Below are 20,934 nucleotides of genomic sequence, written 5' to 3' on the forward strand. Positions count from 1 at the left end.
ATTTTCTTCTTGTTTTTTATTTAAAGTACTGTAAATCAATATTTTAAAATTTATTTTTGTTGCTTTTTTTTAAATTTTAATTTCATTATTCATAATATGCTATATTTGTTTAATAAAAGTGTACTATATTGTCAATTTATGCGCTTTTTTATAAAATTTATATTACATGGATATTCATAGAGAAATAACGCCTTTAAACCAACAAGATTGTTTTTTGGTATTTGAAAGATCGAAAACTAGCTTTGACTTTCCCATTCATTTTCATCCTGAGTATGAAATTAATTTTATTTATAATGCTAAAGGTGTAAAGCGCACAGTGGGCGATCATGTCGATGAAATTGGTACTTATGAATTGGTAATGGTTGGTCCAAATTTATATCACGGGTGGGAGGATCATAAAAAAGACCTTAATGAAATCACTCATGAAATCACAATTCAATTTCCAGAAAATTTATTTGATACTTTATTGCTGAATAAAAATATTCTTGAACCCATCAAAAGGATGTTTGAAGCATCTGAAAGAGGAATTTTATTTTCAACGGAAACAACTATAAAATTAGAGTCAAAGTTATCTTCTCTCAATGGCACCAATCCATTTGAAAATTTTTTAAACTTTCAATCCTTGCTTTATGAAATGGCTATTTCAAAAAACCAACAACTTTTGGCAAGTAACTCCTTTAAGGAACATTCGGATTCTTTTAAAAGTGTGAAAATCGAAAAAATATTTAATCACATAAAATCAAATTATTCCGACGTAATTCGTTTAGAAGAAGCTGCTGAGATGGTAAATATGACCGTTGTTTCTTTTAGTAGATTGATCAAACAGCAAACAGGTAAGACTTTTGTTGAATTTGTAAACGAACTACGATTGGGGGTTGCAACCAGAAAACTTATCGAAACAAATGAAAGTGTTTATGAGATTTGTTTTGACTGTGGCTTTAATAATATATCCAATTTTAATAGAATTTTTAAAAAGAGCAAAAATTGTACGCCAACTGAGTTTAGGAATAAATTTGTAGGGTCAAAAAAAATATTTTAATCTATTGTTTGTAGTTATTTACAATTTGTATTTATTGTATTTAAAAATAGGTATTATAATTAATAGCACTTTTTTTTAGGTTAAAAAATGATAATATAGTATATTTTTTAGCCATAATACTATTAATTAAAAATAGATTCATGTGGTAATTTTGGTATTCATTTTAGTATGTCTCAAAAATGAATCTCTATAAATTACAATTCATGAATTTCAAATCGTCTTTATACATCTATATAGTATTTTTTCTATCAACAGCTGTTTTTGCAGATAATTTAAAGAATATTGCAGTACATCGAGCTTGCTATCAATCTAATGCGAGTGATTATAACAATGTTGCTCATCTTGCAACTGATGGACACCTTTCTACTTTTTGGAGAAGTAAAAAAGAAAAAGTATCTTGGATTTATGTAGATCTAGGCGGTGTAACTTCTGTTTCTAAAATTATTGTAAAATGGGGTGCTAAAAAGGCCTCATTGTTTAGTGTCGAACTTTCATCAGAAGGCAATGCCTCTTCACCTGTAAACTGGAAAAAAGTAACTGCAAAAGCTAGTTCGAGCAACGATGAGAATATAATTTCTATTGCAAAGACCAATTGCAGATTTGTTAAAATCCAATGTGAAGCTATTGCTGAAAATGATTATTTCGAAATAGCAGAATTGGAGGTGTATGGTAAGGTATTACCACTGGTTCTTCCTCCCGAACTAAAATACGAAGTCAAAGGTGATTTATCCTTAAACGGAAGGAATTGGTTTATTCAGCATTCTGCATTTGTAGACAAAAAAGGGGAAGAAATCTCGAAAGCTTCTTTTGTACCCAATGGATGGATTTCGGCAACTGTGCCTGGAACTGTTTTGTCTAATTATATTGCAAATGGCGCTGTACCAGATCCCAATTATTCCAATCAACAATTGATGATTTCTGAAAGTTTTTTCACTTCTAATTTTTGGTATCAAACCAAGTTTGTTGTCTCTGAAGCTAAAAAAAATAAACGAATTTGGTTAAACTTCAATGGTATAAACTGGAAAGGGGATATTTATTTTAATGGACACTTTTTAGGTAAATCTCAAGGGGTTTACAAACGCACAGTATTTGAAGTTACCTCATTTGTTCAATTTGGAAAACCCAATGGTATTGCAGTTTTAATCCATAAAAATGACAATCCAGGTGAGGTTACAGAACAGCACTTGAAGGACCCTGATGGTAATGGTGGCAGTATAGGATTGGATAGCCCTGCAATTTTAGCTAGCATTGGATGGAATTGGATGCCAACCATTCGTGGTCGAAACATAGGGATATGGAATGATGTTTTTTTGAATTTCACAGATGATGTACTTATTGAAAACCCATTTGTCAGCACTTCGCTCAACTTACCTGATACTACTTTAACAAATCTAAAAATAGAATGTCAACTAAATAATTTTAAAAATCAAGAAGTTACAGGTCTTTTGCGTGGGGTTATTGATGGGCAAAAGTTTGAATGGCCAGTGACACTTTTACCCAATGAAAAGAAAATAGTAAAGCTTAGTTCGGATAAAATAAGTGCTCTCAGAATTAAAAACCCTAAGTTATGGTGGCCTAATGGTTACGGAGAGCAAGCACTATATCAATGCCAACTGGAGTTTTATACACAAGGCAATTTATCGGATAAGAAAAAAATTGAATTTGGAATCAGGCATTTCTCTTATACAATCGATAACAATAATCTTAGGATTTCGGTAAATGGAAAGCCTATTATTGTAAAAGGTGGAAATTGGGGTATGGCGGAATCCATGTTGCAATGCGACAGTATTGGATATGACACTCGTGTTAGATTGCATAAAGATATGAACATGAACATGATTCGTAACTGGATTGGTAGTGTAGGACACGACGAATTTTATACTGCTTGTGATAAATATGGAATATTGGTTTGGGATGATTTTTGGCTTGCCAACCCTGTAGATGGCCCTCATCCAATAGATAATGACTTATTTGTTTCTACAGTTGAGGACAAAATTTTGAGACTTCGCAATCATCCTTCTATTGCTTTATGGTGTGGTAGAAACGAAGGCTATCCCCCAGCAGTTCTCGATTCAGCAATGACTGTTGCCACAGCTACACTAGACCTAACACGATTTTATTTGTCTAGTTCTGCCCATTCACCAGTAACAGGTTTAGGACCTTATGAAACCAAAGATCCGAAATGGTATTTCACAGAACGAGGGACTACTTTTCATAGCGAACAAGGAATTGTGGCTCCTCCAAATTATGAAAGTTTGGCGGCTATGATGCCACAGGATAAAGTTTGGCCAATTAATGATTTGTGGGGACTGCATGATTGGACACAACCACGAGTTTCTATTTTTTATGATGATCTGATTAAAAGCTATGGTTTGCCTAAAGATGCCAAAGACTTTAGTAAAAAAGCTCAAATGCTCAATATGGAAGGACCAAAAGCAATGTTTGAGAGTTGGCAAAGTAATCGTGGACCAGGAGTATTGGTTTGGATGTCACATCCCGCTTGGCCATCGTTAATTTGCCAAACCTATGATTATTATTTTGATGCAACGGCAGCTTATTATGCTTTCAAAAAAGCTGGGGAACCCCTTCATATCCTATGGCGTGCCGATAATGAAAAAGTTCAAATTGTCAATAATACATTTAAGGAGGTTAGCCAAAGTCTTGCTGTTATTCAGGTTTTTGATTTAAATGGAAAACAAGTTACTAAAATTGTAAAACAGTTGGATTGCCCTTCCAATGCTGTAATTGATGTTGAAAAAATAGATTTTACGGCTTTGAGTACTCCTGTGCAATTCATTAAGGTGGAATGGTTTACTAAAAATGGCGATTTGTTGTCGGATAATTTTTATTGGCGAGGAACGGATTATATGAATTATCAAGCTTTGGAGTCCATTAACAAAGCACAAATATCGACTTCTATAACTACTGTAAAATCCAAAAATGAAGTAAATGTTAAGGTTGCATTGAAAAACACTAGCGACCAAGTAGCCTTGATGATTCGTCTTATGGGCCATTATAACAAAAATGGCGAGCGGGTTTTACCATTATGGTGTAATGATAATTATGTATCACTTACTCCTGGAGCTTCTAAAATTATCGAAGTGAAAATTCCTATTGAAGCCTACTCAAAAGATACTATCAATTTTCAATATGAAGGGTGGAATGTGGATACAGCACAAATAAATTAAATAGGTACAATATGAAACGAGTAATGTTCTTTTTTCTCCTTGCAATCTTATCCTTTTCTTTTATTAAAAAAGAAAAATCGATTCTTTTAAATTATGACGATAGACCCAGTACTAAAGAATGGTGGCGCTATAATGATAAAGTCAAGTTTGAATTCAGAGTTGGTGGTAAAGATGTAAAACCAGTTGCTTCTGGAGCCTTTTTAAAGGTTCAATGGCCTTATTCTGGGCAAGAAGACGAGTATACTTGGTTTACCGATCTTAAAATTGATTCCTTGAGAAATCCAAAAATGGAACCCTATAGAAAATCATTGGGTAGTACAATTTGGTTGTCTTTTTGGTGTAGAGTAAACAGCAAAGATTCACTATACGTGCATCCAATGGTATTAAGTGCTAATCATAAAGGCAAATGGGGATGTAAGGACATGACGCTAATAACTTCCAATAAATGGACCTTTTACAAATACAATCTCTCAAAGCTTAGCTATGAAAAATGGGGAAAAGAAGGAGGCAATCAACCTGATTTTAAAACCACCGAAGTTCGTTGTTTTGAAGTAGGCTTGCGCAAAGGAAAGGGAAAAACGGCAGGTAGTATTGATGCTGACTTTGATAATTTAATGATTTCAAATTTTGAACCTAATGGCAATGAATAATTTTTGGAAAATAAATTGGTGCTTTATAGTAGTGATAGTATGCACTAATGATTTTCCTCTTTTGGCTCAAGTACCGCTGAATTACAAAGGGAAACCGTTTATAGATGGGATTTCTTCTTTTTCAATGCAAACAATTCCGGGTAGAATGGAATTGGCTTTTTTTGATGATGGCGGAGAAGGAGTTGCTTATCACGATACTACCGTAACCAATGATGGTGCGGTTTTAAACCACACCAATGGTCACCATCGTCCAGGGATTACTCCTTACGTGGCTTTTTTTCGCGAAAAGGAAGGAGTTGACATATCCTACACCAAAGATTGGGCAGATTTTAATCATCCTAACAAAGTAGATCCTAAGGTAAATCAATTGTACATAGGCTGGGAAGAGGATGGCGAATGGACAAATTATACTGTAGATGTATTGAAAGCAGGTAAGTATAGAATTATTACCGTCTATAGCAATGATGATAATGTAGCTGAATTATGGGTAGATGGTGTGCCAAAAACAAAACTAAAATTACCTTTAAGTACCGGAAATTGGCATTACTGGGATCAAGCTACTGTAGGTGAAATAATATTTGAAAAAGCGGGTCAGCATTTGATTACGTTTAAGTATAACCGTGGAGCAAACTGGGCGTATCTTGATTTTTTGCTCGTTGAGGAATTTAAATAATTTTTTAAATAAAAATTTTTATGAAATAGCCACTAATAACGGCTTTGTTGCAAACAAATACCTATCAGTAAAAGGTAATCCGAGCGAAGCGAATTGGCGAAGCATACCATAATATGACCACTAACAAATAAATTTTGAATACATGAAACAACATTTTAAGACCAATCTTCTGGCGTTTTTGCTACTTATGCTTTACTCTTTAGGCTATGGTCAAAGCTTGAAATTGCTTGCACCTGAGAACAACTCAAGGTTTAAAAATAATAGACCAACCTTAGTTTGGAATCAAATTGCAGCTTCAAAATACGATATTTACATTGATAATATAAAGATGGAAAGTGTAGAAGGTAGTCGTAATTCAACGGTGCCATTTCCTCTTTCGTTTGGAAAACACGTTTGGAAAGTTGTAGCTATAACTAAATCAGGGAACATAACAAGCAAAACAGGCAATTTTACCATCGATGATAAACCTTTGGCAAGAATTAACGAAGGAGATGTGTTGTTACGATACAATTGGAAAGTAAAATCTTCACAAGAAGTCGGGGCTGATGGAAGAACAATTGCGTCACCTAATCTTGACACAAAAAAATGGTCTGAGACAACACTTCCCGCAACCGTTTTAACGGCATTGGTTCGCAATGGATTGTATCCCAATCCGTATATAGCCAAGAACAATATGCTAATACCTGATGCTAATGATGACTACAATCGTGAGTACGATTTGTTGCGTTATAGTCATATTCCCAATAAAAACCCTTGGATTCAGCCCTATTGGTATAGAACAGAGTTTGAATCTCCTAAACAGTTGAAAAACAAAATTTGGTGGTTGAATTTTAGCGAAATTAATTATCGTGCGGAGATTTGGTTAAACGGAGTAAAAATAGGAGATAAAGACGCTATTGTAGGAATGGAACGTTCTTTTAAAATTAATGTTTCTAAATATTTAAAAGCTAAAGGGAAGAATGTTCTTGCGGTTTCGATTTATCCTCCGGACCATACAGGAAAACCAGCCATTGAACCACTAGCTCCGCTTTCAGACCCTGGTCAGAATATGGCAGATGGAGTCATTAGTAGAGATTATACCAAATGGGATGTAATGGGTTGGGATTGGCAACCAGCAATTCGTGATAGAGATATGGGGATTACAGAGGATGTGTTCCTTTCGTCAACATCAAGCGTAGAATTGAGTGATTTATATGTAAGCTCAAAATTAAACTTACCCGATACTTCTTTTGCAGATATTGCAATCACCACAATGATTCAAAATTATTCGAATGAAGAAAAAAAAGGTATTGTAAATGCTAGTGTCACGTTTGAAAATGGGAGTGTTTTTTCAGTTAATATGCCCTATTCAATTAAAGCTTTAGAGGCAAAGGAAATTCTCATTGATAAAAATGTAAGCAAGCTGTTAACCATTTCAAATCCTAATCTTTGGTGGCCTGCAGGATATGGAAAACCAAATCTCTACACCGCCAATGTAAAGTTAGTTGAAAACGGAAATGTTGTATCGGAACAATTAACATCCTTCGGGATTCGTCAAGTGGAAACTTATATAAGTGAGGCAGAACGGGTATACAAAATTAACGGACGCAAAATATATCCAAAAGGAGGTAATTGGGTGATGGATATGATGCTGAATTGGAATCATTCCCGTTATGAACAAGAGATTTTGCTCACCGCTAATGCAAATCTTAACATGTTGCGCGTTTGGGGACCTACAGGAGTACCACCACAGGCTTTGTTTGATGCTGCAGATAAACATGGAATTTTAATGTGGCAAGATTTTTTAAATGATTTTTGGGGCACTTATAAAAATACACCAGGGTATCAACCGGAATTGTCTTTGTTTACAAAAGCATCAATTGAAATTGTAAAAAAACTCAGAAATCATCCTTCTTTAATCATTTGGTGTGGTGGAAATGAGGGCGTGAATCCAAGAGAAGAGGTATTGGTAAATACCATTCTAAAAAAATACGATGCAGGAGATTCTCGTCATTATTTAAAACAATCCGACGGAGATGGTTTACACGGAGGAGGACCTTATCATACGCTAGAACCAAAAGACTATTTTACACATCCAAAATTGAAAGGATTCTCGAGTGAGATTGGCCCAAGTGGCGTCCCAGAATATGAGAGTATTGCCTATTTTATTCCAACAACCACCAACGATTTTGCAGCTAAACGATTCCCTATTGATGGGGTTTGGGCGTACCATGATGCTAATAACTGGCCAGGAGAAGATAGTCGAAAGTTTACGAGCTATGATGATATGGTAAGAAAGTATTATGGCAGTGTCGAGGCAACTACAGAAAATGGGGTGGAAGCTTATATTCGAAAATGTCAATTGGTAAATTATGAGGTGTATAAGGCAAGTATTGAGTCTATTAACCGTCAATTATGGGATACGGCAAGTGGCGTACTTTTATGGAAATCGAATTCAAGTTGGCCAAGTTTAACATGGCAAATTTATGATTGGTATTTGCAGTCACATGCAGGATATTATGGCGCAAAAAAAGCCAGTGAAAAAGTACATGTACAGTTAAATAAAGCCACTATGTCAGTCGATTTTATTTCATTGCTTTCTACTTCTGAATCCAATATTAAAGTGAAAGCGACTCTTGTTTCTGCTTCTGGAATTCCATTTTTTGAGGCAGAAAAGACGCTCAACGTTTTGCCTGATAGCGCTACGAACACTGGAATTGTAATTCCTCCTTCAAAAGAAGTTTCCTTTTTAAAATTGGAAGCCTTTTCAGCAACAGGAAAAGGTATAGCTGATAATATCTATTGGCTTCAAGAGAATAATGATTTTACATCTTTAAATGTAATTCCAGAACCTACTCTTGAAGTAAAGGCTGAGTCGGCATTAGATGAAAATCGAACCATTACTGTTACAGTGAAAAATAGCGGAAATTCAGTAGCAGTTTTAGCAGCTTTTAAAGTAGTTGGCAAGCAGTCTAATGTGGAGTTATTGCCTAGTTTATGGTCGGATAATTATGTTACAATGCTACCCGGTGAAACCAAAATACTTTCAGTGAAAGTGGATAATGATTATACTTTAAATGATATCAAAATTGAATATAAAACCTACTCCTCTAACAAGAAAACAATGGTGGAGGTACAAAAGAAATAGAAATTATGAACAAAAATGAATTAAACACATTTATCCGTCATTTTTTTGATGTAATAAATGAACTCATTCCTGAGTACGCTGTCAACCCACTTGATGCCTTTGCCAATGGAAACGTAGCAGTTTGTGTTCAAGATGAATCGGGATTGGTATACGGAAATATTTGGGGGAATGATAAAATTATCGGACGTCAATTTTTTAAAAATGCATGGCTTAAATGCAGTCAAGTTTGGATTACAGGAATGAAAACTGGTGAGTATGAAAGACGCCTTTATAATGAAGAATTTTCAGAAGAAAAGTTTGGAATCAATAAACCCGATCTTTTTGGATGGGAAGGAGGACAACCTATTGAACTTTCTGATGGGACGAAGCTGTCAATAGGGTTTAGTGGATTTCGAGGATGTAATGACTTAGAAATCGTAAAAAGAGCTATAGCAATTGTTGATGTTAAAAATCATGCTTAAAATTATGAAATCGCCATTAAAAGATAGGTTTGTAGCAAACAAACACCGATAAGTAAAAGGCGATAGCATATATGACCAATAAAAATAAAATTTACATATATGAAATGAGCATAACTGAAAATTGGTCGAAAATACTAATAAAGATATGCGAATTACATATGACCTTAAAAAAAACAAAATATTATCTACATATGAAAATGAACTATAAAACTAGTATTGTATTGTTGTTTGCGTCTTTGCTTATGACACAGCTTGTATTGGCTCAATTAAAAGTTGCACCTGCTAAGAATTGGCCTATCATCACTCGCAAAGGTGATAAAGTATATGAAGGGACTAAGGTGTTTCGTTTTATGAGCTTAGCAGCCCCAAACATTCAACAAAATGAATCACAAATTCGTCTAGATAGAACCAATAGATTTCCAGATGAATATGAAATACGTGACATTTTAAGTGGTTTACAACGTGTTGGAGGAAGGGCTACACGAACCTTTTCTTTATCTGTTTATAGTCCAGATGACAAAGACATGCCTGTTTATATTTCAGGACATAGACAATATAATGAAGAAGCTTTCAAATGCTTGGATAGAGTCATCGCTCTTTGCCATGAATACGATGTACGATTGATTATTCCTTTTATAGCCTCACAAACTTTTGGAGGTATTCGCGGAGTTGATGAATTTTCTGCGATAGCTGGTAAACCAAAAGGCTCTTTTTGGTATGATGAGGAACAAAAAGCGGATTTTAAGCATTTTCTTGATTTTATGTTAAACCGAAAAAATACTGTAAACGGTTTACTTTATAAAGAGGATCCAGCAATTTTTTCGTGGCAATTAGGAAATGAATTCGGAAGCTATCCAGGAGATAGAGGCTTGAGTTATCCAGAATGGGAGCCCAAAATCTTGTCTTGGAGTCTAGAAATGGCAGCCTATATTAAATCTGTTGATCCTAATCACTTGATTATGGAAGCAGGAGGTTGTGATAGAAACGCTCTTATTGATAGCCCAAATATTGACCTGATTAGTGATCATTTGTATGAATATTGGAACAAAATGGGAGGTCGCCCTTATGATTTGGCTAAAATTGCATTAGAATCGCATAATCAATGTTTAGGAAAGAAGCCTTTGGTGATTGATGAATTTGGATTAGGTACAACTGAGAATCTACGAAAATTAATGACTACTATTCAAAATAGCTCTATTGTAGGTGGTTTAATGTGGTCCATAAGAGGGCATAGACGAGATGGAGGGTGGTACTATCATAATGAAGGAGGGACTCCTGTAAATTCATTTCATGTCCCTGGATTTTCCGTAGGATTTGAATATGAAGAACAACGCTTACTTGATTTACTCAAAGCAAACGCTTTTTTAATGGCAGGTAAAGCGATTCCTAGTGAAAAAGTTCCAGCTCCAGCTCCAGTTTTAATGGTACAAGGAGAAGGATTTACATGGAGAGGAGCAACAGGAGCAGCAAGTTATACGATAGAACGAAGTGAGTCACCAAAAGGCCCTTGGAATGTTTTAGCCGTTGGAATCGAGGATGCAGTTATTGCTGATGTGAAGACATTTGAACCATCTGATCGTGCTGCTAATCCTCTTGAATTATTTTATGATGAAACCAAAGTGTCAGGAAAAACATATTATTATCGAGTAAAAGGAGAAAACAAAGCAGGCGCTTCTAGCTACTCCAATGTGCTTAAAGTCAATTAATTTATAATTATTAATCTTGTAACGATTTTTTATGAAATACCAACCAAATACAAATAGATATAACGAAATGGTGTATCGAAGAACAGGTAATAGTGGTCTTTTATTACCAGCCATTTCTTTAGGACTTTGGCATAATTTCGGGAATGTAGACGTGTATTCAAATTATGAAAGTATAGTTTTGAATGCTTTTGATAAGGGGATTACGCACTTTGATTTGGCCAATAACTATGGACCACCTCCTGGTTCAGCAGAATCTAATTTTGGAAAAATTTTGCATTCTCAATTGAGTTCTTATCGTGATGAATTGATTATCTCTTCAAAAGCGGGTTATGATATGTGGCCAGGACCTTATGGCGAATGGGGTTCTCGTAAATATATGATTGCTAGTATTGAGCAGAGTTTGAAGCGAATGAATCTCGATTATGTAGATATATTTTATTCTCATCGATTCGACCCTTTAACACCTCTTGAAGAAACTATGGGAGCATTAGCACAAATAGTTCGTCAAGGCAAGGCGTTGTATGTAGGAATTTCTAATTATCCCGCTGCTGCTACTCGAGAAGCAATTGCAATTTTAAAGGATTTAGGGACTCCTTGTCTGATTCATCAGCCCAAATACTCAATGTTTGAGCGTTGGGTAGAAGAGGAACTTATTACGGTTTTAGGAGATAATGGAGTAGGGTGTATCGCATTTTCTCCATTGGCTCAAGGATTGCTTACCAATAAATATTTAAGAGGAATTCCTGAAAATTCTCGTGCAAGTAAACAGCACGGGGCATTACAATCGGATGCAATTACACCAGAGATTCTCAAAACTATAGGCCAACTCAATACCATAGCCTTAGAGCGAGGGCAATCCCTTGCTCAAATGGCTATTGCTTGGTTGCTCAAAGATAATAGAGTGACATCTGTTTTAATTGGAGCAAGTAGTGTCACTCAATTAAATGATAATTTAGCTTCTCTTGCTAATTATTCTTTTACCGATGAAGAGATTACTATGATTGAAAAAGTTTTAAAACCCTAGAGTTATGCTATTTAAACGATTTTTGGTTGCTGCTGTTACTGTATTTCTTTTTTCCAATGTTGCATTGTTTGCTCAGGTTCTGTCTTTAAAACAGTTGAATAAAAAATGTTTTTTATATCAAAAAGTAGAATGGCATATTAATGTAAAAGGAAATTGGATCAATCCTTACGATCAGGATGAATTAGTGATTGACATGCATTTTACCACTCCTTCAGGCAAACAGTTAATCTTACCTTGTTTTTACGTTTCTGGTAATTCCGGGGAAGCCTCTCTTTGGGCAGCTAGATTTGCACCAACAGAACTAGGTAAGTACACTTACTACTGCTCATATAAAAACAGCAAAGGATTGATTTCGCAATCCAAAAAACTTTCTTTCATTGCTAATCCATCTAAGGACTTAGGTTTTTTAAGAATGAATACCGATTGGACATTTAAATCAGATAATGGTGCTTTATTTCGAGGGATTGGAGAGAATATAGGATGGGAATCTCGAGATACAGATGATTCAAAATATTTTAAGGCATTGCATGAAAACCCTAGATTTAACTACGATTTTATGTTAAAAAAATTAGCTCAAAACGGAGGTAATTTTTTTAGAACTTGGATGATTTATTGGAATTTACCTGTAGATTGGAAACAAGTTCAAAACAATAAAAGATATGTCAATTCAGAAAAGCCATTTAATCCATCAGGTATGGAACGTTTGGATCATGTTGTGCAATTATGTGATTCTTTGGGTATCTATATGATGTTAGCATTAGAAAGTCACGTGGGGCTTATGGGAACCGGATGGGAAACTAGTAGTTATAATGTTAAAAATGGTGGTTTTGCAGTAACTCCAAATGATTTTTTTGCTTCTCCAAATGCAAGGAAACAATATAAGAATAAACTGCGATTGATGGTTGCTAGGTATGGGTATAGTCCTTCAATTGGTGCTTGGGAATTTTTTAACGAAGTAGATAATGCAATGTATCAAGGGAAACCTGAAGACTATATTAGTCATACTGTAGTTTCAGATTGGCATAGGGAAATGAGCAGTTATTTAAAGAGTATTGACCCATTCAATCATATTGTTACAACGTCCATTTCACATCGTGAGATAGAAGGATTAAATGAGATTCCAACTATAGATTTTAATCAAAAACATATCTATTGTAATACACTTGCTATTCCCGAGGTAATAACAACCCAAAAAACAAAATATAACAAGCCTTACGTCATCGGAGAGGCAGGTTACCATTGGGATTGGAGTATTGATTTTAATAAATTTGGTAATGAATTCGACAGCCATTTTAAACTCGGTTTATGGTTAGGTGTTTTTTCACCAACTCCAGTTTTACCCATGTCATGGTGGTGGGAGTTTTTTGAAGATAGAGGAATGATGTCTTATTTTAAACATATTAAAGCAATAAATGACATCATGCTTGCGGATTCAAATGGTTCGTTTGACTTGCAAGACGTCCAATCTGTAAACCCTAAAATTCAGTGTTACTTAGTAAAGGGGAAAAGTAAATCTTTTTTACTTGTGGTAAATACTAGTGCTGAAACTCAAACTGCAATTATTCAATTTGCAAATGCTTCAAGTTTGAATAAAAACGGAACAGAGTATGATACTAAAGATGGTGTATTTAATTCGATTCAGCTTAATGAAGTGAATGATAATAAGGTTAGTTTAGGAGCTTTGACTTTGGAAGCGAATCAATTTCGTGTTTTTATTTTTTAATTAGTTTGTTTAAACAGAAAAGCCGTTTCTATCAAGAAACGGCTTTTTCTGTTTGTAAAAGTGGTATTTAGTAAGTGTACATCGTAGCACTTGATTCTGCTCTGTTGTTTTGTGCTAAAGAAACAAAAGGAATACCTTCTTTAGCAGCTTTTCTTTTCAAAGCGATGATATTTTGTTGTTGAACAGCTAATGGAGTTTGTCCTTTTACTCGGTTAACGAATTTAGAGTCATTAGCAGTTGAAGATAAACCAGTAGTTGCATTAGGAGCAATCACAATTACTTTGTTGTAATCTTGCTCACCGCTTACCACAATTTTATCCGAAACTTTAGTTGTCGCATTGGTTGTAGAATTAATCAATTCTGCTACCGCAAAAGTGCTTATCGTTTGCTCTACTTGGTCTTTTCCAGAGTTGAAGTAGATTAAATTGTTGTCAGTTTTGATGTAATTTACATTCAATTTTTCACCATTATGTTTTACCAAAACATGTGATTGTGCAAAAAATGGTGTAGCAATAGCTAAAAATAATAAAGTTATAAAAGTTCTCATAGGACTAATTTTTTTCTTGTTGTTGTTTTTGTTTTAAATTATATGTGATCTGAAAAAAAACTAGCATTCTGGAGGGGGACAATGTTTTTGCAAATAAATTCCTGTCGTATAAAAAGAATCCATAATCACTTTTGGTCTTCGTATGCTGAAGTATTCTCTTTTAGTATTGTTCAAAGACTCAGCTTTGAACACCCAGAAATATTCGGAGTCCAATTCTTTTTGATTTTCATTCTTTACAGTCCATTCTATTGTTTTAGAGTCTTTTATGTCTAAATAGCAGTCTAGGGTCCATAATAAAGAATATGAAAATAAAAGAAATAAAAATGCTATGTTTTTTGATTTTTTCACAATGTAAAGTTACTAAAACAGAGAAATACGCACAATTTCGTTTTGGTTAAAAAACAGTTAATTTGCTTTTTACTAGATTTATATCTTTCTTTTGATACTTATTCCCTTATTAAACTCATTACAAGGGGGTAGGTTCTTGATTCTCTATTGATAAATATGTTTTTTCCTGTTTTTAGACGGGGGTCTGTTGTTATGGAGTAAAAAACTAATTTTAGAATTTTAAAGAGCAGTCGCTTATTTCGAATATTTTTAATAAGATTTTTAATTCAATAATTCAAAACAAAATGCCAGTAATCGTCTTTTACTTAGAGAAAATGGGTGATATCTCATCAATTAAGTTATTGTAAATAATAAATAGTATCTGGTTGGGTAATGGATTACATCAGCTAAGAATATTGTATTTTGCACTGATTTCCCAAAATCTTAACCTACTAATTATTCTATTTTATGAAGAAAACAATACTTACGCCTTTCTTTTTTTTCGTGTTTTTGGTTGCCTTTGGACAAAATTATTATATGTCCAAACCCGAAGGCTTTGGAGCTGCCGCTACCGGTGGGGGTAATGCCACGCCAATAACTGTTACTACCTATGATGAATTTAAGGCCGCAATCAAATTGACTACACCCCAAGTTATTTTGGTTTCTGGAACAATTAATTGTAGTTATACTAGTGAAACACTCACCAATAAAACCATCATCGGGTTGAAAGGAGCACGCTTGGTCAATACTAATCAAACGGCAACGGGTTCAGGAATTCTTTATCTAAAACCAGGTTCGAATAACGTGATTATTAGAAATCTTATTTTTGAAGGGCCTGGCGCCTATGATGTAGATGGTAGAGACAATCTCACTTCAGAGTGTACCAATCTTTGGGTAGACCATTGCGAGTTTCAAGATGGCACCGACGGAAATTTTGACAATAAAGGAGCTGGTGACAATACTACCATTTCCTGGTGTAAGTTTACCTATTTAAAACCGGCAAAAGCTGGCGGTCCTGGCGGTGCAGATGACCATCGTTTTACCAATTTGGTGGGGTCTAGTAAGTCGGATTTCCCTGCAGATGGACATTATAGCATCACTTTTCAAAACTGCTATTGGGCTGAAGGTTGCAAAGAAAGAATGCCTCGAGCCAGAAATGCAGAATTACATCTATTAAATTGTTATTACAACACTTCGGTTTCTGGTTCATTGGCCATTGGCTTAGGTGGCGGAAATAATAACACGACTTGCTATGTAGAAAATACCAATTTTGCCAACATTGCAAGTGTTTATCGCAATTACAATAGCACCGATGGAGGTTCGGTTGGACTCATTTTCGATGGTTGTATGAACGGAAGTACCAATGTAGGTTCGGTTTCAAAACCATCTTATGCTTATACTGTTTTACCCGTGGCGGAAGTAGCTACTGCAGTGGCTAACGGAAATTGTGGAGCCGGTGCAACCTTGAATGTAACCACAACAGGAGTTATTTCTTCAGGCTGTGCTTCTTTGGGACAAAATGAGTCTAAGCTGAGTAAGGTACAGTTTTATCCAACTTTGGTCGATTCAATGCTAACGGTCGAATTACCTGAAAGTATGGAAGGTTTGGCCAACATTGAAGTGTTTTCAACTTCAGGTGCCCAAGTTTTTTTATGGTCAAAAAAAGTGAATGCTGCAGAGAAAATAGCTCTCAATTTATCTACTTTACCCAAAGGATTGTATTTATGTACGCTCAAAATAGCTTCAAATGGCACCACTTGGAAGTTTATAAAAAAGTAAATGTCAAAACTAATATTATTTTAAAAGAGGCTACATAAGCCTCTTTTTTAGTAATCTTTCTTAACTTGAGCCCATATTAAAGACTTAATTATGAAAAAGGGAATTATAGTTTTGATGGGGATTGTATGTTTGGCTTGTCAAAGTGACAGCAGTGTTTTGACAATACAATTTGAACTACCAAAAAAAATAAAGGAAATTTCGGGAATGGTATATATGCCTCAAACCAAAATGATTTGGGGATTAGAAGATAGCGGTAATGATAACGTGCTCTTTGGTTTAGATGCGAATTCGGGTGACCTCAAAAAGACGTGCACCATCTCCAATGCCTCTAATATAGATTGGGAAGAGTTAACCAAAGATGCGCAAGGCAATGTGTATATTGGCGATTTTGGGAACAATGACAATACCCGTCGTGATTTGTGTATTTACAAAATTGCATCTTCAAAACTCAATGCATCTTCTGCAAAAGCGGACTATAAAATTTCCTTTTCGTTTCCAGAGCAAAAAGAATTTCCACCCAAAAAATCGGCACTACTTTTCGATACCGAAGCGTTTATTGAATACCAAGGCTATTTTTATTTGTTTACCAAAAACAGAAGCAAAAACTTTGACGGTACTTCGCTGGTTTATAAAATTCGAAATGCGGCAGGAGTACAGCAAGCACAATTAATTGGAAAAATTAAAACCTGTGACACTTATAACAGTTGCCAAATCACCGGAGCAGCACTAAGTCCTGATAAGAGCAAAATTGTATTGCTTTGCCACGACAAAGTGTTTTTGTTATCAGGATTCAAAGGAGGAACGGTACTAAACGGAAGCAAAACTCTTTTTGAATTAGGGCATTTTTCACAAAAAGAATCCATTGCTTTTATCGACAATAATCAACTACTAATCGCTGATGAAGCCGAGAAAAAAGGAAGGTCAAAAATGTATTTGACTTCGTTACGCCAATTAAAATCCAAACCCTAAGCCTATAGAAAGTCTCGCTTCTTCATCCCTACTTTTGAAATAAGTTATTCTAGCAGTTAGCACATTCAATCCGTTTAGCCAAAGGCCGCCACCAAAGGCTTGGTGCCATTTGCTGGAACTTTCACTAGGGAGCCAAACACGGCCATAATCGAATCCGCCAAGAAGACCATAAGAAAGTGGTAACAAGCTTTTTTTGATTTTCCCCAATTGCCAACGAATATCACTGCTTTGATAGAACGAACGTTTTCCTAAAAAGCGTTCATTTCTAAAACCTCTAAGGTCATAATCTCCACCTAATGTGGCACCTTGATAGAATTCGTAATGGTCATTAAAAAGTATTTTTGATTTTAGAATCGTGGCTAGGACTAGTTTTCCTTTTTTATCTAAGCGATGGTTGAGGTTAATTTTGGTTTCCAAAGCCGTGAAGTTTCGGTTGAGCTCTTCTAAATTCATTTTCCAAGTTCCTTTTATCGAAAAACCAAATCCCATACTTGGATACGCAGGCAAATCGTAGTTTTCAAAAGAATAGGAGGCACTGGCACCCGCAAATTTCTGTCTTTCAAAAACCTCTGGATTAACTACACCAGGCGTATTGATAAAACGGTTTGTGCTTTCTTCTACGGTAATGCGTTCTATAAGTGCTGCAAAGTTCCATTCACTGCCCATTCTTCCTGTTTTTTTTATCGTAGGAGTAACGGATAATGTTCTTAGACGCACACGGTTATAATCCATTCCAAACGTTTCGTCGTTGTTGATGGTTTCGTTCCCATAACCAAAGAAATTGATGGTAAAATTAGGGCTAGTATACTTAGAAGCTACATCCAAATCCCAATTGCCCAAAGCCTTTGGAAAATGAGCGTTGTACAAAAGTTCGAAACCGCTTGTCGCAAAAAAGTAATTGGCTTTTAGGATGTGTTTTTGGGTAAAAGGATTTTGTTTAAAACGATTCACCGTATAGCTGGCAATCAACCCCAATTTTACGCCATCATCTGGATTGTATCCACCAAACGGAAGTCCTGAAATCGCATTGTATTTGGGTTTTTCATAATTGTAATACTGGGTGTCATAATCATCTGTGATTACTTTTTTGGTTTTTCCATCCAAATTATAAGTGTTAGGTTTCGATTTAAAATCATAAACCATAATGTTTTTGCCGTGCGTTACGGTATAACTATCGTTATTTTGTCCACCCAAAAGGCGTAGTAAAATTCCAGACTTGTTTTTTCCATTTACTTCAAAAACGTCATCATCATCCAAGCCATAAATCCAAATAGTTTTGGTGGTTTTTGCATCAAATCGTTTGGTGTACCACCATTCGGGTCCTTCTTTTTTGAGACGAGAAACTACCACTTCAACTTCGTTTTTTGAAGGGAATGAAATGGAAAATTGTTCTTTTTTGTTGGTCCCGACAATCACCACTGTTTTTTGAAGCACTTCATAATACGCCTTTGCGTAATTCGGTAAGTCTCGCATTCGAACTTTTAACTTTTGAATGATGTCGTTGATAGTGGCTCCTTTTATTTCATTTGGAATTGATGCAAAACCTTCTTCTATTTCTTTATCAGACAAATGGTTTTGAATGTATTTGGCTTCTTCAATCCAATCTTCCTTTGTAGCAGTTCTTAATAAAGCCAAATCCAATGGATAAGGCTCTCTGTTGAGCCATTTTACATTGCGAATAGACGAGTTGAAAGTTTGCATATGGCGTAAAGCAGGCATATTCATTAATAACGAAAGCAACGCTCCATCGTATTTACTAAAGGCTTGGTCTCTGTCTTTTGGAATTGGTTTGTAAATAACATTTTTCCCCTCTTTGAAGGCACTCCAGCGCCATTGGTCACTATGACGGTCCCAATCTCCGATGAGCATATCAAACAATCGCGCTCTGATATAGGCTTTTTCATCGACTTGGTATTTTTCATCTTTGTGTAAATTACTGAGCAAATCATCGGTGGCAATGATTTTATCGGGATTGTCGAACAACTCATTGTCGACTTGGCTATCACTTGGTCTTTCTTCCACCATATACAGTTCGTTACCAAAATTGGCATTGAATTCTTTCAAAGCATTGTGTTTCGGGATGTAAACCAATTTTGGATTGGTGTGGTATACTCCAATTTTGTCCGCAAGATTGCCCACGGCAAAAGGCGTATAAGGATGCGATGTCGTGTAAAAATCAAACAAAAAATCCTCGGCATATGTGTCTTCAAAATCAGTAACCACGTATTGGTCTTTGAAGGCTACGGCTTGCAGAAAACGAGTGGCACTTTTTTTCAAGGCGCGCATCACGTATTCTTTTCCATCTTTGTCTACCAATTGAAGGGAATTGGATTGATGTCCGCCACCCGCTCTTTTAGGTTGTAAACCGCCATAAAGCGTGTCGAGAGTGACAGTAGGAACGGCAATTTTGGTGCTGTATACTTTTCTGTAATGCGTGCCAAAAAGGAACTTGTAGAATCCTTTTTTTCGGGTTTGCTTTTGGGTGTAAATTGAGGCAGTGGTCGTTTTTGGAAAATCTTTTGGCGCTATAGTAGCACTTTTTTCATCCGAATCGAAAAGAGTAGTTTCGAATAAAAGTTGTTCTTTTCCTTTTTCATTTCCAAAAAAAGAAGCTGTGATACGACCATTTTTATAAACAGAAAGCGTGGCGTAACCATTGCCACCATAGGAGAAATCATTTGGAAAGATTGCTCTCGCAGCTTCAGATTTTGAGCCAGCACCACTGATGATTTGTTTGATGTTGTCGTGGTCAATGTACTGTAAATTATGGTCGTGTCCCGAAACGACTACCACATTATTGTGGGCTTGTAATAGGGTTTTGATGCGTTTGGTCAGGATGGTGTACTGCTTGTTTTGAATGTCTTGTGGACTTATTCCTGATGTTTTGCGTAGTAAATTGATAACAGACCCAATTACAGGCAACGGAATTTTTTGTTCCAAAGGGAAAAGTTGTTTTTCTAGAGAAAATTGCCCGCCGTGCGAGCCATTAGTTTGCAAAGGATGGTGCATAGCCAAAATCACTTTTTTATCTCTGTTTTTGTTCAAGAGGTCTTCAAGTTCTTCGAAAAAATCTTCTCTGGTTTTGATGTCACAAAACTCGTTGATGGTTGGATGTTGATTCCAATCTTCTAGGAACCATTGGCTATCCACTACAATCATTGTTAGATTACTGTTGATTTTTACACTCTCTATGGCACAGTTTTTTTGTGGAAGAAAGCTTTTTTTATCATTTAATTTCGTGGTAATGAATTGCGCTTGACGTTCTAATCCCTTGATGCCGCTGTACCAATCGTGATTTCCGGGAATGAATACTGTTTGTCCTTTGAAGTTTTTAGCCAAAGCCAGTTGTGTATTCAATTTGGTTTCGGCCAAGGCCTTTGCTTCAGGTTCTTTATCGCTTGGCATTCCTTTGGGATAAATATTATCTCCCAAAAACAATAAAGTACTATTTTTGTGTGCCGAAGCTAACTTTTGGCTCAAGAGCTCAAGCGTTTGTTGGGGTAATGGTAAGTCGGCATTGCCAGCATCGCCAATTAAATAAAAAGTGTGGGCAATTTTTGTGGTATCAATGCCGTTAGTAGTCCTTGTTTTTGTTGCTTCTTTTCCAAATTGTGCCTGGTGTGTGGCACAGGATTGAAGCAATAGTATAAAGATAAGAAGGGTAATTCTAGTTTTAATAGCTTTAAAACGATAATCCCAAAACAATTCCATAATTTAGTCG

General features: G+C 35.6%; 14 protein-coding genes. 11 read left to right on the forward strand and 3 right to left on the reverse strand.

Features of this window, described 5'->3' with window-relative positions; translation table 11 throughout:
- The first annotated feature begins 166 nt into the window (after positions 1–166).
- The 9 genes from FLAVO9AF_RS06475 to FLAVO9AF_RS06515 all read left to right on the forward strand — a co-directional run bounded on the left by FLAVO9AF_RS06475 (position 167) and on the right by FLAVO9AF_RS06515 (position 13,591).
- Positions 167–1,039 carry an AraC family transcriptional regulator gene (locus FLAVO9AF_RS06475; RefSeq protein WP_159685946.1) on the forward strand — a complete coding sequence of 291 codons (873 nt, stop codon included), beginning with the start codon at positions 167–169 and terminating at the stop codon, positions 1,037–1,039.
- Positions 1,040–1,218: 179 nt separating this feature from the next.
- Positions 1,219–4,227 carry a discoidin domain-containing protein gene (locus FLAVO9AF_RS06480; protein WP_159685949.1) on the forward strand — a complete coding sequence of 1,003 codons (3,009 nt, stop codon included), beginning with the start codon at positions 1,219–1,221 and terminating at the stop codon, positions 4,225–4,227.
- 11 nt (positions 4,228–4,238) lie between these two features.
- Entirely contained in the window at positions 4,239–4,877 is a 639-nt protein-coding gene (locus FLAVO9AF_RS06485) for a hypothetical protein (protein ID WP_159685952.1), read from the forward strand.
- Positions 4,864–5,550, forward strand: a complete 687-nt coding sequence (locus FLAVO9AF_RS06490) for a carbohydrate-binding protein (protein WP_159685955.1) — start codon at positions 4,864–4,866, stop codon at positions 5,548–5,550. The genes FLAVO9AF_RS06485 and FLAVO9AF_RS06490 overlap by 14 nt, the downstream gene beginning before the upstream one ends.
- Before the next feature lie 142 nt (positions 5,551–5,692).
- Positions 5,693–8,677, forward strand: a complete 2,985-nt coding sequence (locus tag FLAVO9AF_RS06495) for a beta galactosidase jelly roll domain-containing protein (RefSeq protein WP_159685958.1) — start codon at positions 5,693–5,695, stop codon at positions 8,675–8,677.
- Between the two features lie 5 nt (positions 8,678–8,682).
- The gene (locus FLAVO9AF_RS06500) at positions 8,683–9,138 is read left to right on the forward strand and encodes a hypothetical protein (RefSeq protein ID WP_159685961.1); all 456 of its coding nucleotides are present in this window, start codon (positions 8,683–8,685) and stop codon (positions 9,136–9,138) included.
- Positions 9,139–9,329: 191 nt separating this feature from the next.
- Positions 9,330–10,844 carry a hypothetical protein gene (locus tag FLAVO9AF_RS06505; RefSeq protein WP_159685964.1) on the forward strand — a complete coding sequence of 505 codons (1,515 nt, stop codon included), beginning with the start codon at positions 9,330–9,332 and terminating at the stop codon, positions 10,842–10,844.
- Positions 10,845–10,875: 31 nt separating this feature from the next.
- On the forward strand, positions 10,876–11,868 hold the full coding sequence (gene mgrA / locus FLAVO9AF_RS06510; RefSeq protein ID WP_159685967.1) for an L-glyceraldehyde 3-phosphate reductase: 993 nt from the start codon (positions 10,876–10,878) through the stop codon (positions 11,866–11,868).
- Between the two features lie 4 nt (positions 11,869–11,872).
- Positions 11,873–13,591, forward strand: a complete 1,719-nt coding sequence (locus tag FLAVO9AF_RS06515; RefSeq protein WP_159685972.1) for a cellulase family glycosylhydrolase — start codon at positions 11,873–11,875, stop codon at positions 13,589–13,591.
- A 67-nt stretch (positions 13,592–13,658) separates the two neighbouring features.
- On the opposite strand, the gene FLAVO9AF_RS06520 is transcribed toward FLAVO9AF_RS06515, so the two are convergent.
- Both FLAVO9AF_RS06520 and FLAVO9AF_RS06525 read right to left on the reverse strand, forming a co-directional pair.
- A complete protein-coding gene (locus tag FLAVO9AF_RS06520; protein WP_159685976.1) occupies positions 13,659–14,138 on the reverse strand; it encodes a hypothetical protein in 480 nt (159 codons plus the stop codon).
- Between the two features lie 60 nt (positions 14,139–14,198).
- Complete coding sequence (locus FLAVO9AF_RS06525; protein WP_159685979.1) at positions 14,199–14,486, reverse strand: hypothetical protein; 288 nt, start codon at positions 14,484–14,486, stop codon at positions 14,199–14,201.
- A 447-nt stretch (positions 14,487–14,933) separates the two neighbouring features.
- Between FLAVO9AF_RS06525 and FLAVO9AF_RS06530 the strand changes: the two genes are divergently transcribed.
- On the forward strand, positions 14,934–16,244 hold the full coding sequence (locus tag FLAVO9AF_RS06530; protein ID WP_159685983.1) for a T9SS type A sorting domain-containing protein: 1,311 nt from the start codon (positions 14,934–14,936) through the stop codon (positions 16,242–16,244).
- Positions 16,245–16,334: 90 nt separating this feature from the next.
- Complete coding sequence (locus tag FLAVO9AF_RS06535) at positions 16,335–17,213, forward strand: hypothetical protein (RefSeq protein ID WP_159685986.1); 879 nt, start codon at positions 16,335–16,337, stop codon at positions 17,211–17,213.
- Here the strand turns inward: FLAVO9AF_RS06535 and FLAVO9AF_RS06540 are convergent.
- Positions 17,196–20,924: a metallophosphoesterase gene (locus FLAVO9AF_RS06540; RefSeq protein ID WP_159685991.1), complete on the reverse strand. Its 3,729-nt coding sequence runs from the start codon at positions 20,922–20,924 to the stop codon at positions 17,196–17,198. The two genes, FLAVO9AF_RS06535 and FLAVO9AF_RS06540, sit on opposite strands and share 18 nt — an antisense overlap.
- Positions 20,925–20,934: the final 10 nt, after the last annotated feature.

This window comes from Flavobacterium sp. 9R, assembly GCF_902506345.1.
Lineage (GTDB): Bacteria > Bacteroidota > Bacteroidia > Flavobacteriales > Flavobacteriaceae > Flavobacterium.

What these genes read in the sequence shown, in the direction of transcription:
- FLAVO9AF_RS06475 (WP_159685946.1), top strand. Translation starts at nt 167, where the DNA reads ATGGATATTCATAGAGAAATAACGCCTTTAAACCAACAAGATTGTTTT.
- FLAVO9AF_RS06480 (WP_159685949.1), top strand. Translation starts at nt 1,219, where the DNA reads ATGAATCTCTATAAATTACAATTCATGAATTTCAAATCGTCTTTATAC.
- FLAVO9AF_RS06485 (WP_159685952.1), top strand. Translation starts at nt 4,239, where the DNA reads ATGAAACGAGTAATGTTCTTTTTTCTCCTTGCAATCTTATCCTTTTCT.
- FLAVO9AF_RS06490 (WP_159685955.1), top strand. Translation starts at nt 4,864, where the DNA reads ATGGCAATGAATAATTTTTGGAAAATAAATTGGTGCTTTATAGTAGTG.
- FLAVO9AF_RS06495 (WP_159685958.1), top strand. Translation starts at nt 5,693, where the DNA reads ATGAAACAACATTTTAAGACCAATCTTCTGGCGTTTTTGCTACTTATG.
- FLAVO9AF_RS06500 (WP_159685961.1), top strand. Translation starts at nt 8,683, where the DNA reads ATGAACAAAAATGAATTAAACACATTTATCCGTCATTTTTTTGATGTA.
- FLAVO9AF_RS06505 (WP_159685964.1), top strand. Translation starts at nt 9,330, where the DNA reads ATGAAAATGAACTATAAAACTAGTATTGTATTGTTGTTTGCGTCTTTG.
- mgrA (WP_159685967.1), top strand. Translation starts at nt 10,876, where the DNA reads ATGAAATACCAACCAAATACAAATAGATATAACGAAATGGTGTATCGA.
- FLAVO9AF_RS06515 (WP_159685972.1), top strand. Translation starts at nt 11,873, where the DNA reads ATGCTATTTAAACGATTTTTGGTTGCTGCTGTTACTGTATTTCTTTTT.
- FLAVO9AF_RS06520 (WP_159685976.1), bottom strand. Translation starts at nt 14,138, where the DNA reads ATGAGAACTTTTATAACTTTATTATTTTTAGCTATTGCTACACCATTT.
- FLAVO9AF_RS06530 (WP_159685983.1), top strand. Translation starts at nt 14,934, where the DNA reads ATGAAGAAAACAATACTTACGCCTTTCTTTTTTTTCGTGTTTTTGGTT.
- FLAVO9AF_RS06535 (WP_159685986.1), top strand. Translation starts at nt 16,335, where the DNA reads ATGAAAAAGGGAATTATAGTTTTGATGGGGATTGTATGTTTGGCTTGT.
- FLAVO9AF_RS06540 (WP_159685991.1), bottom strand. Translation starts at nt 20,924, where the DNA reads ATGGAATTGTTTTGGGATTATCGTTTTAAAGCTATTAAAACTAGAATT.